Genomic DNA, 14,284 nt, shown 5'->3' on the forward strand with positions numbered 1-14,284 from the left:
CACGGTCGGATCACTAGCTCAGATCGGACACCTTGAAGACGGCTCGCGCGGTCTCACGGTCGATACGGGCCGACAACTGCCGCATTCCGATCGCACCGCACAGGAGCGACCCGCGGGCGTGGCAGGCGCGAGCGTCCTCGTCGAGCAGCCGCCAGAGCGGCGGGTTGGTGACGAGGACCTCCGGGTCGATCTCGACGCGGCCCCCGTCCGCGTCCCGCAGGATCAGCCGCCGCGCCACACCGTCGGTCCAGCGCACCGACACCAGGCGGTCCGTGCGCACGACGCGCTCGCGCAGCAGACCTCGCGACGCCAGCCGGCCCGGGCACGCGGAGACTCTCGGGGGGAGAAGCACGACGAACAGCAGGACGGCGAGCGCGGCCCACAGCACGGCGCGCGACCCCGTCAGACTGGCCGCGCCCGCGTCGATCAGCAGTAACAGTCCGAGGAGCAGCAACGCGCAGGCGACCGCGAACTTCGCGTTCGCGGCCCAGCCGCTGTCCCGCACCGCTGATGCACCAGGCGTGACGCGCCCGACGTCATGGATACGTCTCATGGCAGCGACCGTAGAGCCGAAGGCAGCCCGGCTCTGCTGAGATTGACGCGATCTTGACGGTGCGCGAGCGGGTCCTTGACGGCCGTCCCGTAGTCCCGTCAGAGATGCGTGAAGAAGACACTGATTCGCGCCAAGAACACGCCAGTGCTGATCCCTGGCGCCCGCACGCGCCCGCACGCTGATCCGTATGACCATCTTGACCTCGGAGAACGACGCGAAGTCCGGCGTCGAGGAGCCTCCAGATACAGACGCGCGGCACAAGCTCACGGCCGTCACCGGGCTTGCCGCCCTGTCCCTCGACGCGATGGCTTCCGTCGCCTATGGGCCGGAAGCGATCGTCCTCGTCCTCGCTGTGGCGGGTGGCCACGGCCTCGGATTCACCGTCCCCGTCACCCTCCTCATCGCCGCCCTCCTGGCCCTGTTGGTCGCCTCCTACCGTCAGGTGATCGCCGCTTTCCCCGACGGCGGGGGCAGTTACGCCGTGGCCCGGACGTACCTGGGGCGTCGTACGAGCCTGGTGGCGGCCGCCTCACTGGTCCTGGACTACGTGCTGAATGTCGCCGTGGCTGTCACCGCCGGTGTCGCCGCTCTGACGTCCGCTTTTCCTTCGCTGTACGACGACCGGCTGCCGATCTGCCTGGCCGTGCTCGTACTGATCACAGCCATCAATCTGCGCGGGATCGTCGAATCCGCGCGGGCCTTCATCGTGCCGACCGCTGTATTCATCGGCGCGATCTTCGTCGTCATCGTGGTGGGGCTCTTCCGGGACGCGCCCGCCTCCACCGAAGCGGCTGCCGGCCACGCGTCCGTCCTCGGTGACAACGCCACCACCGTCGGCGTGCTGCTCCTGCTCAAGGCGTTCGCGTCGGGCTGTTCGGCACTGACCGGTGTCGAGGCGATCGCCAACGCCGTGCCCGCGTTCCGCGCCCCGGCAGTCCGCCGCGCCCAGCACGCGGAAGTCGCCCTCGGCTCACTGCTCGGCGTGATGCTGATCGGCCTGTCCGTCCTCATCTCGCGCTTCGAGCTCCAGCCGGTCGAAGGTGTCACCGTGCTCGCGCAGCTGGCGGACGCGTCCATCGGTCACCACACCGGCTTCTACGTCGTCCAGTTCGCCACCGTGGCCCTGCTGGCGCTGTCCGCGAACACCTCCTTCGGCGGCTTGCCCGTCCTGCTCAAGCTGCTCGCCCGGGACAACTACCTGCCCCATGTCTTCGGCCTGAGGGCCGACCGCCAGGTCCACCGTTACGGCGTCCTGGCGCTGGCACTCGTCTCCGCGCTGCTCCTGGTCTTCTCCGGCGGGGACACCAACACCCTCGTGCCGCTCTTCGCGATCGGTGTCTTCGTCGGCTTCACCATCGCCCAGACCGGCATGGTCATCCACTGGCGCCGGGTACGTGGCCCGAGGTGGACCGGCAAGGCGTGGCTGAACGGCCTGGGCGCCCTGCTCACCGGTGTCAGTGCGATCGTCGTCACCCTCACCAAGTTCCACGACGGGGCCTGGCTCGTGGTGGTGACCCTTCCGCTGCTGGTGGCGGCCTTCGAAGCGGTCCACCGCGCGTACACCCGTATCGGAGAACGCCTCGGAGTCGGCCGCATCCCCGAGCCCCCGCAGCGGGACCGCTCCGTGGTCGTCGTGCCGGTGTCCTCCCTGACCCGGCTGACCCGTGAGGCACTGACCGCCGCCGTGTCGCTGGGGGACGAGGTGTTCGCGGTCACCGTCTGCCACCCCGACCCCGAGGACCGCGCCCAGACAGAGGCCCTGGAACGGGACTGGGCCCGGTGGAATCCCGGCGTACCGCTGGTCCGGCTCACCTCGCAACGCCGCACACTGGGCCGCCCCGTGGCCGCGTACGTACGGCAGCTGTCCGCTACTCCCGGCACGCGGATCACCGTCCTGGTGGCCGAAGTCGAACCGGCCCACTGGTGGCAGCGAGTGCTGCAGAACCAGCGGGGGGCAGTCGTCGCGCACGCCGTACGCCGCGACACGGACGCCGTGATCTGCCGCCTGCGCTTCCGCCTCACCTAGGGCCTGTTGCGAAAGTGGATCTTGACTGTGAAACGATCACGGTGTGGCGCGTGGAGATCTGACAGACGAACAGTGGGTACGGCTGGGACCGCTCTTGCCGAAGGGCAGTAAGTCCGGCCGGCCGCCGATATGGCCCAGGCGGCAGCTGATCAACGGCATCCGGTGGCGGACCCGGGCCGGCACGCCGTGGCGGGATGTGCCCGAGCGGTACGGGCCGTGGGACCGGGTCTACGATCTGTTCCGGCGCTGGCAGCGGGACGGCACCTGGAAGCGGATCTTCACCGAACTGCAGGCCCAGGCCGACGCGAAGGACCTGATCACCTGGGATGTGAGTGTCGACTCAACGGTGTGCCGAGCCCATCAGCACGCCGCCGGTGCGGTGAAAAGGGGGATCTCCAGAAGGAGCCGCCCGGAGGTGTCGAGACCGAGCCGGACGACCACGGGCTCGGGCGCTCACGCGGTGGGCTGACCACCAAGATTCACCTCGCTGTCGAGCAGGGGCAAAAACCCATGTCCATCGTGATCACGGCCGGGCAGCGCGGCGATTCCCCGCAGTTCGAACCGGTACTTGAGCGCATCCGGGTACCCCGTAAGGGGCTGGGGCGTCCCCGCAAACGGCCCGCCAAAGTCCGCGCCGACAAGGCGTACGGCTCCCGGAAGAATCGCGCCTACCTGCGCAGACGCGGGATCCGCTGCACGATCCCGGAGAAGAAGGACCAGATCCGCAACCGCAGGAAGCTTGGTTCCCGTGGCGGCCGACCGCCGAAGTTCGACAAGGCCGACTACCGCGAACGCCACGCAGTCGAGTGCGGGATCAACCGCCTCAAACGTCACCGGGCCGTCGCCACGAGATACGACAAACTCGCCGTCCGCTACGAAGCCACCATCCTCGTCGCAGCCATCAATGAGTGGCTGTGACCAGCACTTTCGCAACAGGCCCTAGGAGGCGGTCAACGGCGTACGCGCAGCACTGCTGATGCACCGGGTGTGAGTTGGGGACGGCCCTGATGGTGCCGTCCCCAACCCGGCGTTCACCCCCGGCCCGCCGTGCTGGACAGGTCCTTCAGGCGGCCTTGGCCAGCGCGTCGGCCAGCTTGACGAGGCGGCGCACCGTGCGGTCCTCGGTGGCGACGGGCGCGGCCGGGGAGAGCGCGGTGCGGTCGTAGTAGGCGCCCGGTTCGACCTCGGTGGCCGGGTCGCACAGCCGCGCCACGCGGGCGGCGCCCTGAGCGGGCGAGTCGCCTGCATGCGCGTACAGCGGGAGCAGTGAGGTCTCGCAGATGCCCGGGTGCATGCTCACCACTGTGCAGCCCTGCGGTGCCTCGGCTCGGGCGAAGACCGTCAGTGCGAGCTGGGACTGGGCGTAGGCGGCCAGCCTGGAGTAGCGGCGGGTGCGGTTGATGTCGTTCCAGGAAATGGATGCGGTGCGGTGCATCGACGACGACACGTTGACCACACGGCTGCCGGCTCGTGCGGTGAGCGGGCCTTTCAGGGCGCGGGTGAGGACGTAGGCGGCGAGGAAGTTGACCTGGAAGGACAGCTCCACGCCGTCGGCGGTGATGGTGTGGCGCTCCGGGGCGGCGACGGCCGCATTGTTGATCAGGATGTCGATGGCGGGGTGGTGGCGGGCCACCGACTGCGCCATGGAGCGGACTTCGTCCAGACGTGAGAAGTCGGCGACGGCCAGGTCGAGTTGGTCGGCGGCAACGCCCGCAGCCACGAGCCGGGTGATGGCCTCCTCGCCGGAGCTGTAGTCGCGTGCGTGGACCACGACATGGCAACCCTGCTTCCCGAGGAGCCGGGCGGTCTCCCAGCCGATGCCGGAGGTGGCTCCGGTTACGAGAGCGGTACGGCGGTCCGGCGATGCTGAAGGCATGAGGTGTCCTGGGGTGAGAGCAGGCACGGTCGACGGCGTCGATGTGCGGGGTGTGAAGGTGAACGCGGCTGAGGCCGTACGCGCGAAGAGCCGTACGCGCGAAGAGCCGTATGTGCGAAGAGCCGTGCGTGCGAAGACAGGAATCGGCCTTCGTCAGGAGGGCGTCAGCGCGTGAGTTGCGCGCGAGGCCGACGGACCACCGCATGAGGTGGCCGGTCGTCGTGGCGCAGACGGGTGTTCACGCCCTCCATCCAACCCGGGCCGCATAACGGCTTCAAGAGGGACGAGCTGTCCTTGACGAAGCCCTGATGACGGGTCCGGCCGCGTACTCAGCCGAGGCCCGGCACTCGGGAGACCAGGAGGTCGATCAGCTTGATGCCGACGAAGGGCAGAACGAGGCCGCCGAGGCCGTAGAGCGTGAGGTTGCGCCGTAGCAGGTCGTGGGCGGAGGCGGGGGTGTAGCGCACGCCGCGCAGGGCCAGCGGGATGAGCGCGATGATGATCAGCGCGTTGAAGATGATCGCGGAAGTGATCGCCGAGGTGGGGCTGTGCAGCCCCATGATGTTCAGGGCTTCCAGCCCGGGATGGGCGCCGGTGAACATGGCGGGGACGATCGCGAAGTACTTCGCGACATCGTTGGTGATGGAGAACGTGGTCAACGCCCCCCGGGTTATCAGGAGTTGCTTGCCGATCTCGATGATCTCGATGAGCTTGGTCGGGTTGGAGTCCAGGTCCACCATGTTCCCGGCCTCCTTCGCGGCTGAGGTGCCGGTGTTCATGGCCACGCCGACGTCCGCTTGCGCCAGCGCGGGGGCGTCGTTCGTACCGTCGCCCGTCATCGCCACCAGCTTGCCGCCGGCCTGCTCGCGCTTGATCAAGGCGAGTTTGTCCTCGGGCGTGGCCTCGGCGAGGTAGTCGTCGACACCAGCTTCCCGGGCGATGGCTTTGGCGGTGAGCGGGTTGTCACCTGTGATCATCACCGTACGGATGCCCATGCGACGCAGCTCGCCGAACCGCTCGCTGATGCCGTCCTTGACCACGTCCTTGAGATGGATGACTCCCATCACCCTCGGGCCGTTCCAGTCGTGCACCGCCACCAGCAGCGGTGTGCCGCCGGAAGCGGCGATGGCATCGGCGAACCAGCGAGCCTCGGCGGGGACCGTGCCGCCGCGCAGCTCCACCCAGTTGATGACCTCGGCCGTCGCGCCCTTACGGATGGCGCAGCCGGCCCCGTTGTCCCAGCGCAGGGTCACTCCACTCATCCTGGTCTGCGCGCTGAACTCCATGAACGTCGCATGGCTCAGCTCACCCTCGGCCGGCTCGCACAGCCCGTACCGCTGCTTGGCGAGCACGACCACCGAGCGGCCTTCCGGGGTCTCGTCAGCCAGCGACGAGAGCTGGGCGGCGTCGGCGAGATGCAGCTCATCGACGCCGGGCAGCGGGACGAAGCTCGCGGCTTCGCGATTGCCGAGGGTGATGGTGCCGGTCTTGTCCAGGAGCAGGGTGTTGACGTCCCCCGCGGCCTCGATCGCCCGGCCCGACATGGCCAGCACATTGCGCTGCACGAGCCGGTCCATGCCCGCGATGCCGATGGCGGACAGCAGGGCCCCGATGGTGGTGGGGATGAGCGTGACCAGGAGGGCGACCAGCACGGTGGTGGACTGTGCGGCGCCGGCGTAGGCGGCCATGGGCTGGAGCGTCACCACGACGAGCAGAAAGACGATGGTGAGCGCGGCCAGCAGGATGTTGAGGGCGATCTCGTTCGGGGTCTTCTGCCGGGTCGCGCCTTCCACCAGCGCGATCATCCGGTCCAGGAAGGAGTGGCCGGGGCGCGAGGTGACGCGTACGACGATCCGGTCGGACAGCACGGTCGTCCCGCCCGTCACACCGCTGCGGTCGCCGCCCGACTCACGGATGACCGGCGCCGATTCGCCGGTGACCGCCGACTCGTCCACGGCCGCGATGCCGTCTACGACATCGCCGTCCGCCGGGATGAGCTCGCCCGCGCAGACGAGGATGAAGTCGAAGGGCTGGAGAGCGCTGGCGGCGACGGCCTCGGTCTCGGCGCGGTCGAGGTCCAGCCCCATCCGCCAGTTGTTGCGCAGCCGCAGCGCCACCGTGTCCGTACGCGTCCTGCGCAAGGAGTCCGCCTGCGCGCGGCCCCGGCCTTCGGCGACGGCTTCCGCGAGGTTGGCGAAGACGACGGTCAACCACAGCCAGCAGCTGATCACCCACGTGAATACCGACGGATGAATCACCGCGGAGAGCGTGGTGAGCACGGAGCCGGTGGCCACCACGAACAGCACAGGGTTTCTGGCGAGGTCGCGCGGATGCAGCTTGCGCAGCGCTTCGGGGAGGCCTTTCACCAACTGCGCGGGCTCGAAGAGGCCACCAGATGCGCGCCGATGCCCGGACGGCTGGGGGCCAGGGCCGGTTCGGGGCATACGTCCCTGCGGTGACGTAGGGGCGGACGATGGAGCGGCGGGAAGCATGGCTGACGGCCTTCTGACGGGGTCGGCAAGGAATGAGTGGCTCCGCCCGCCCGCCTGAAACCGTGCACTGGCCCTGGCCCTGGCCCATGAGGAAGGGCTGCCGGGACGCGGCGACGTGATGACGGGCATGCCAACGCGTACTCATCCGCCGGGGAGGCGGGTGCAGTCGAACCTAAGCCCCCGCGGCGGTCCAAATGGCCCGGCTGAGCCGGTATTTGCGGCTCTCTTACGGACCGCAGGATGTGACCGTCAAGGCTGTATCAGGAGGTGTCGAAAGATCGTCAGTGGAGCATCAAGAGGGGGCGTTGGTGATCGCGAGCGGTTGCAGACTTGCCGACGTGAGAGGGGGCGGGCGACCACCCGTGACGGGGAGTCGTAGCGCCCGGTGTGCAGTCGGACAGGCGCGACCGTATGCCGCGTACCGGTTGCTCACGACACGAGGGTTGAACGGGTCCGCGACCAACGAGGGGGGTCGCGGACCCGTCCGGCGTTTCGGCCGGGATCGGCCGGGATCGGTCGGGCCAATGGCCTTCGGCCGCGTGTTTCACCCCGGGGCAAGCTCTGCGGATCGTGGCGGGGGAGCGGCTCACCGCCGCGTAGGTCCGGCTCACGGTGCGGCAGTCGTCTGCTCGGCGGTCCTCGCCCACCAGCTCTCGGCGCGCGCTGCGCCAAAGCTGATCAGGCCGGCAGCCGCGGCGAGCGCGATACCGGACCAGGGCGGCGGCGAGGTGTGCAAGAGGTCCGCCAGGAAGGGGACGTACAGTGCGGCGGCGCCAAGGCCGGCGGCGGCGAGCACGGCTGCGGGCAGGGACAGATTCTGGCGCGTGAACAGTCGCTCCCGCAGCCCCAGAGCCACGCCGAGCTGGGCGGCCAGCAGAGCGATGAACAGGACGGTCTGCCAGGGGCCGCCGGTGTGCCGTACCCAGAGGCCGGCAGCGAGGCTGGCGGCCGTGACCAGCACCGCCAGTCGCAGCACCCGCTGCCACAGCCCGTCACCGAGTACGTGCTGCTGCGGCGGGCGCGGTGCGCGGCGCATGGCGTGGGCCGAGACCGGTTCGGCGCCCATGGCTACGCCGGTCAGACCGTGAGTGAGCAGGTTGATCCACAGAATCTGGCCCGCGCGCAGAGGCAACGCCAGCCCGAGCATGGGGCCAATGAGCATCACCAGGATTTCCGCAGCACCGCCGGCCAGGGCGTAGATGAGGAAGCGGCGAATGTTGGCGTAGACGCGGCGGCCCTCTTCCACGGCCGAGATCACCGAGGTCAGTTCATCGTCGGTGAGGACCAGATCGGCAGCTTGGCGGGCGACTTCGGTTCCCCGTCGCCCCATTGCCACGCCGATGTCGGCCTGCCGCAGCGCGGGACCGTCGTTGACGCCGTCACCCGTCATCGCGGTGACTTCCCCACGGGCACGCCACGCCTGGACGATGTCCAGTTTCTGCTGGGGCGTGGTCCGGGCGAATACCCTGACCTGAGTGAGGTCCGGGACCTGTCCGGCGGCCAACTCCTTGCCGGTGGCCACAGAGTTCGCCATGGTGGCGGCTTCGCCGGTGAGGATACCGACCCTCAGCGCGATCGCGCGAGCAGTCGCCGGGTGGTCGCCGGTGATGAGAACAGGGGTGATTCCGGCCAGCCGACAGGCTTGCACGGTCGCTTTGGCTGCCTCCTTGGGCGGGTCGCTGATGGCCGTCAGCCCCAGCAGCCGCAAGCCGCGTTCCGACTCCTCGATCGGAACAGGAATACGGTCGGACGAACCTGCCGCCACGGCCAGGACGCGGTAGCCCTCGGCTGAAAGAGCAGCGGCCTTCTCTCGCGCACACTCCAGCGCCGCGGGGCTCTCGTCCAACAGCGCTGAGTCCAGCACCATTTCAGGCGCGCCCTTGAGGTAGATCTTCATCGTCCCGGAGGGCGCGCGGTGGATGGTGGTCATACGCTTGCGCAGGCTGTCGAACGGCACCTCGTCGACGCGGGGGTATGCGCGCGCCAATTCGTCGCGGCCGGAGCCCACCTTGGCGACGGCGGCCAGCAGCGCGGCCTCTGTCGGATCGCCGAGCGGAGCCCATGGTGCGTCTGCTTCCCCGGGCGGAAGCAGCGACGCGTCGTTGCACAACGCCGCTGCGACGAGCACTTCTCGTACGGCGCCTTCGGCGGCGGGTTCCGGAGGGCGACCGGCCACCAGAATCTCCCCGACGGGTTCGTACCCCGCGCCCGTCAAGGTCACCGTGCCATGAGCGGGGGTCCACACGCGTTCGACGACCATGCGGCCTTCAGTGAGGGTGCCTGTCTTGTCCGTCGCCAATACGGTGACCGACCCCAGGGTCTCCACTGCGGACAGGCGGCGCACCACGGCGTTGCGGGCGGCCATCCGACGCGCGCCCAGCGCCAGGCCGAGCGTGACGACGGCCGGCAGTGACTCCGGGACGGCAGCCACGACGAGGCTGATGGCCGTCACCGCCATGATCTCCAAGGACTGGCCGCGCACCAGCCCCAGAACGAGCACGAGGAGACACAGCCCTACGGTGACCAGGGCCAGGACCCGGCCGAGACCGGCCAGGCGCTTTTGGAGCGGAGTCTGTTGCTGCCGGGGATGCAGCGAGGCGGCGATCACGCCGAGAGCGCTGCGCGGCCCGGTGGCGGTGACGGTGGCGACCGCTCGGCCACGCAGTACGACGGTTCCCGCCTGCAGTTGACCCGTGTGCGGATCCGTTCCGTCGACATCCTTGTCGACCGGTACGGATTCGCCGGTCAGCGCGGACTCGTCGATCAGCAGGGCGGCGGCCTGCATGAGCGTGGCGTCAGCGGGGACGATGTCGCCCTCGCCGAGTAGCAGGACGTCACCCGGTACCACGGCTGACGAGCTCACCTCGTGTCCCGTCCCGCCGCGCAGTACGCGCGTGGTGGGCGCGGTCATGGCGGAGAGGGCCGCGACCGCGTGATCGGCGCGCACCTCCTGCACCACCCCGACGGTGGTGTTGAAGAGCACGACCACACAGATGACGACCGCATCGGCATAATCCTGGGTTGCCACGGTGAGTGCCACTGCTGCCAGCAGCACAATGATCAGCGGGTCGCGAAGCTGCACGAGAATACGTGAGTGAAGCGATACTTTGCGCTGTTCGCCGAGCTCGTTGGGACCGTACTTCGCCAGCAGCTGGGAAACCTGCTCCTGGCTGAGGCCCGTCGCCCGGGCAGCGGCACCCGAAAGGGGGGCGGACGTGAGGGGCATGGTGACTCCGGTTGTTTCAGGCCCTCATGGTCTTGCGGGCCCGGGGTGGTGAGCGCGGTGTGTGATGGTCGCGCAATTCCGGGTTGGGCGGCATCGGCCGCCTGCTTGGCTCATCTCTCAACGGGGTGGGGTGAGAGGCCGCGCGGGAGAGCAGTGCTGAACCTGGCAGCACGACGACGTAGGAGACGGTGGTGGCCTGTTGTGTCCCGCGATCCGGCAATGGGCGTGGTGCGGTGGTAGAAGATTCGCTTGCCTCCCTCGATCAGAGCGAGGTAACAGACCACCATGGCGACCAGCGCGACGAAGAAGCCCAGCGGAAGCGGCTGGAACCCGAGCCTGCCGGCCAGCGGTGTAGCGGGAAGAAGGGCTCCTACGCTGACAACGCCGAGAGCAGCCAGGGTCAATGGCAGGCTGGGGTGACTTCGCCAGAACGGGATACGGCGCGTGCGGATCGCGAAGATCACCAAGGTCTGGGTGGCGAGCGACTCGACAAACCATCCGGTCCGGAACTGCGCGGGTCCGGAATGGAAGACCCACAGCATGACGCCGAAGGTCGCAAAGTCGAACACTGAACTGAGTGGACCAAAGAAGATCATGAAACGGCGGATGAACCGGATGTCCCAATGCGAAGGGCGTCGCAGTTGTGCCTCGTCCACGCGGTCCGTGGAAATCGCGAGCTGGCTGGTGTCGTAGAGCAGGTTGTTGAGCAGGATCTGCGAAGGCAGCATCGGCAGGAAGCCGAGGAACAGGGAGGCCCCCGCGGCGCTGAACATGTTGCCGAAGTTGCTGGACGTTCCCATGAGCACGTACTTGATGGTGTTGGCGAAGATCCGTCGGCCGCCGACGACTCCGTCCGCCAAGACATCAAGATTCTTTTCGAGCAGGATGACATCGGCTGCGTCTTTGGCGACGTCGGTGGCCGAGTCGACGGAAATGCCCACGTCTGCCGCGTGCAGCGCGAGCGCGTCGTTGACACCGTCGCCGAGGAAGGCGACATCGTGACCGGTAGTGCGCTGCACGCGCACGATGCGGGCCTTGTGCTCCGGATTGACGCGGGCGAACACCGTGGTGTGTGCGATCGCCGCGGTGAGCCGGGCGTCGTCCATGGCGTCGAGGTCGGTGCCGGTGAGCGCGCCGGAGCTGGTGAGGCCGAGCTCCTGACAGACGCTGAGGGCGACGGCCGGGTTGTCTCCGGTGACGATTTTGACCGTGATGCCGAGCTCCGCCAGCCGGAGCAGCGCCGCCGCGGCGTCGGGTTTGGGCGGGTCGAGGAAGACCAGCAGTCCGACCAGTTCCAGGCCGTGTTCGTCGGCAGCGGTGGGCCGGACCAGTCCTGGGGCGTTTCGGGTGGCCACGGCGACCACCCGGTTGCCGGCCGCGAACTCCTTGGCCAGCAGCGTGCGCGCCTTCGCGGGTACGTTCTCGCAACGCTCCAGGACGCCCTCCGGAGCGCCCTTGGTGATCAGGACGGTGTCACCCGTCGGGGCGCGGACCACGGTGGAGATCATGCGTCGCTCGTGGTCGAACGGCAGCATCCCGACTCGCTGGTACTCGGTCGCGTCCGTGTCCGTGTCCTTCGGCCGCGCGGCGGCAGCCTCCCACAGCGCTGTGTCCAGTGGATTGCCGCCCAGGACCTGGCTGCCGTCGGCGTTGACATCGGTGCACAGCAGTCCCCACCGCAGCACCTCCTCAGGACTTCGGCTGCCTGCGGGCAGCGCCCTCATGAAGTCGATACGGCCTTGCGTCAGCGTCCCGGTCTTGTCGGTGAACAGCACGTCGACGTCGCCCAGGTCCTCGATGCACACCAGTCGTTTGACGAGGACCTTCTGACGGCTCATCCGCCGCGAGCCGGCCGCCAGACTGCTGGAGACCACGGCGGGCAGCAGCTGCGGAGTGATTCCGACAGCGATGGCCAGCGAGAACAGCAGTGAGTCGATGAGCGGCTTGTGCAGCACCAGGTTGATCACGAATATCGACGTCGTCAGCGTGCCGGCGACGTACACCAGCAGCATGGAAAATCGACGCAGTCCCCGCTGGAACTCGGTCTCCAGCTGATGACTGCTCAGTCCGGCTGCGATCTTCCCGAACTCGGTTGCCGCACCGGTGGTGACCACCACACCCAGGGCGCTTCCCGCGTGCACCACCGTGCCCATCAGCGCGCAGCTGGACAGCTCCGCGAGCACCGCGCCGGATGAGACTGCGGCGGTTTCCTTGGGGACGGGCAGCGACTCGCCGGTCAGCACCGACTCGCCGCACTCCAGGCCGGTGACCTCCAGCAGCCGTAGATCGGCCGGCACGATGTCGCCCAGCCTGATTCTCACCACATCGCCCCGCACCAGGGAGGAGACCTCCACCGCGTTGGCACGTCCGTCGCGCATCACCACGGCCTGATGGCTGATCTGTCCGTGCAGGGCTTCGGCGGCCTTCTCCGCGCGGTACTCGTTCACAAAGCCGAGGCCGACCGAGAGTGCCAAGATCACACCGATGATCACCGCATCGCTGTGCTGGCCGACGACATAGGAGACGGCCGAGGCGACGAACAGGAGGCCCAGCAGCGGCGATCGCATCTGCCGCCACAGCACGGGCAGCACCCGAGCCTTGTGTGAGGCGACCGCGTTCGGTCCCCATCGCTTCAACCGCTCGGCGGATTCTTCCGCGGAGAGGCCTTCCCTGGTCGACACCAGCTCGCGCAGGACTTCGTCGACGGCCACGCAAGCCGACGAGCCAATGTCCTGGACGCCGGTGGTGCGCGTTGTCGCGGAGGAAGATCTCACCATGATCGACCACTGTCGATACGTGTCCGGGACGCGTGCCGCCCGTACGGCGTGACGATGATGGACACGAATCCCTGCCCTACGGTGTTGATCCTCGCGGCGGCCATGCACCATGACTTCAGCGGGTGAGGGCTCACGGGCGTGGTCCTGCCCGCCGCCCCAGCATGTGTCGTGTGCGGGTCCAGTGGCGGGGGCCGAACGGCCCTTCCGCGGGGCCCACCGGCCCTGTCGGAGCGGCTCAGCACCCCGTGGCGGCAGGCGGGGGCACGCGGGCCGTGGGGACCGGGCAGGTGGGGACCGGTCGGCCCTGCCGTCAGCCTTCGTGCAACGCCATCCTGGAGTTCCTACTTCGGCCTTCGTAACGTCCTCATGCCTCACTGGGCGCGGTGTCGAAGCACTCCGGGACCTCGGGCAGGCACGACGTGGTCCTCTCTCTGAGGAGCAACGCGATGCAGATTCTGATCCCCCTCATCGTCATCATCGGCCTTCTGGCTCTGTTGGCACTCGCCCTGGCAATGAAGATCGTCAAGCAGTACGAGCAAGGAGTGCTGTTCCGGTTCGGCCGGCTGATCGGTACACGGTCGCCCGGTCTCCGATTCATTATTCCGTTCGTCGACGTACTGCACCGAGTGTCCCTGCGGATTGTGACCATGCCGATCCAGTCACAGGGCATCATCACCCGCGACAACGTCAGCGTCGACGTGTCTGCTGTTGCCTATTTCCGCGTCGTCGACGCGACCAAATCAGTGGTCGCTATCGAGAACGTGCACGCGGCCATCGACCAGATCGCCCAGACCACTCTGCGCAAGGTCGTCGGACAGCACACGCTCGACGAGACGCTCTCGGAGACCGATCGCATCAACCTGGACATACGCGAGATCCTCGACGTCACCACTGCCGAATGGGGAGTGGAGGTAACCCTGGTCGAGCTCAAGGACATTCAGCTTCCCGACAGCATGAAACGCGCGATGGCACGGCAGGCCGAGGCCGAGCGCGAGAAGCGAGCCAAGATCATCAACGCTGAGGGGGAGTCCCTCGCAGCAGCGGCACTGGGCGATGCCTCGGACACGATGATGGCTCACCCCCTGGCGCTCCAACTGCGCAATCTGCAGAGCCTGGTGGAGATCGGCGTGGACAAGAACACTACGGTCGTGTTCCCCGCCCCCCTCATGAGCACCATCGGCGAACTCGGCTCCTTCCTCGCGAGGGAAACGGCCGCCGCCGCCTCGTCCGCACTGCCGGTCGACTCCACCAAGACGATCCCCGGCCCCGTGCAGCACACGGTGCAGAACGGATCCCCCGACCCCGTGTGAGTCACGCTCCCACCGCTGGTCCGG

The 14,284-nt window shown here is 68.3% G+C and carries 9 protein-coding genes; 4 read left to right on the forward strand and 5 right to left on the reverse strand.

What is annotated here, in order from left to right; translation table 11 throughout:
• Positions 1–13 precede the first annotated feature (13 nt).
• Positions 14–553, reverse strand: a complete 540-nt coding sequence (locus ABCR94_RS19370; RefSeq protein ID WP_347120664.1) for a hypothetical protein — start codon at positions 551–553, stop codon at positions 14–16.
• Positions 554–740: 187 nt separating this feature from the next.
• Here ABCR94_RS19370 and ABCR94_RS19375 point away from each other — a divergent pair, with 187 nt between their 5' ends.
• Entirely contained in the window at positions 741–2,579 is a 1,839-nt protein-coding gene (locus tag ABCR94_RS19375) for an APC family permease (protein WP_347120666.1), read from the forward strand.
• Between the two features lie 43 nt (positions 2,580–2,622).
• Positions 2,623–3,497 (forward strand): IS5 family transposase gene (locus ABCR94_RS19380; protein WP_347119540.1). Its coding sequence is split into 2 segments (ribosomal slippage): positions 2,623–2,958 and positions 2,961–3,497, totalling 873 coding nucleotides; the frame shifts between segments, so codons are not numbered across the junction.
• Positions 3,498–3,642: 145 nt separating this feature from the next.
• Here the strand turns inward: ABCR94_RS19380 and ABCR94_RS19385 are convergent.
• Positions 3,643–4,455, reverse strand: a complete 813-nt coding sequence (locus ABCR94_RS19385) for an SDR family NAD(P)-dependent oxidoreductase (RefSeq protein WP_347120667.1) — start codon at positions 4,453–4,455, stop codon at positions 3,643–3,645.
• A gap of 13 nt (positions 4,456–4,468) precedes the next feature.
• On the opposite strand from ABCR94_RS19385, the gene ABCR94_RS19390 reads away from it, so the two are divergent.
• Complete coding sequence (locus ABCR94_RS19390; RefSeq protein ID WP_347120669.1) at positions 4,469–4,630, forward strand: hypothetical protein; 162 nt, start codon at positions 4,469–4,471, stop codon at positions 4,628–4,630.
• A 154-nt stretch (positions 4,631–4,784) separates the two neighbouring features.
• On the opposite strand, the gene kdpB is transcribed toward ABCR94_RS19390, so the two are convergent.
• The 3 genes from kdpB to mgtA form a co-directional block, all read right to left on the reverse strand.
• On the reverse strand, positions 4,785–6,947 hold the full coding sequence (gene kdpB / locus ABCR94_RS19395) for a potassium-transporting ATPase subunit KdpB (protein WP_521977301.1): 2,163 nt from the start codon (positions 6,945–6,947) through the stop codon (positions 4,785–4,787).
• 607 nt (positions 6,948–7,554) lie between these two features.
• On the reverse strand, positions 7,555–10,173 hold the full coding sequence (locus ABCR94_RS19400; protein WP_347120672.1) for a cation-translocating P-type ATPase: 2,619 nt from the start codon (positions 10,171–10,173) through the stop codon (positions 7,555–7,557).
• A 110-nt stretch (positions 10,174–10,283) separates the two neighbouring features.
• A complete protein-coding gene (mgtA, locus tag ABCR94_RS19405) occupies positions 10,284–12,950 on the reverse strand; it encodes a magnesium-translocating P-type ATPase (RefSeq protein WP_347120673.1) in 2,667 nt (888 codons plus the stop codon).
• Between the two features lie 446 nt (positions 12,951–13,396).
• Between mgtA and ABCR94_RS19410 the strand changes: the two genes are divergently transcribed.
• Positions 13,397–14,260 (forward strand): slipin family protein, encoded by an 864-nt coding sequence (locus ABCR94_RS19410; RefSeq protein WP_347120675.1) that lies wholly within the window; start codon positions 13,397–13,399, stop codon positions 14,258–14,260.
• The last annotated feature ends 24 nt before the right edge of the window (positions 14,261–14,284 follow it).

It is taken from the genome of Streptomyces changchenzhani (genome assembly GCF_039766235.1).
GTDB lineage: Bacteria > Actinomycetota > Actinomycetes > Streptomycetales > Streptomycetaceae > Streptomyces.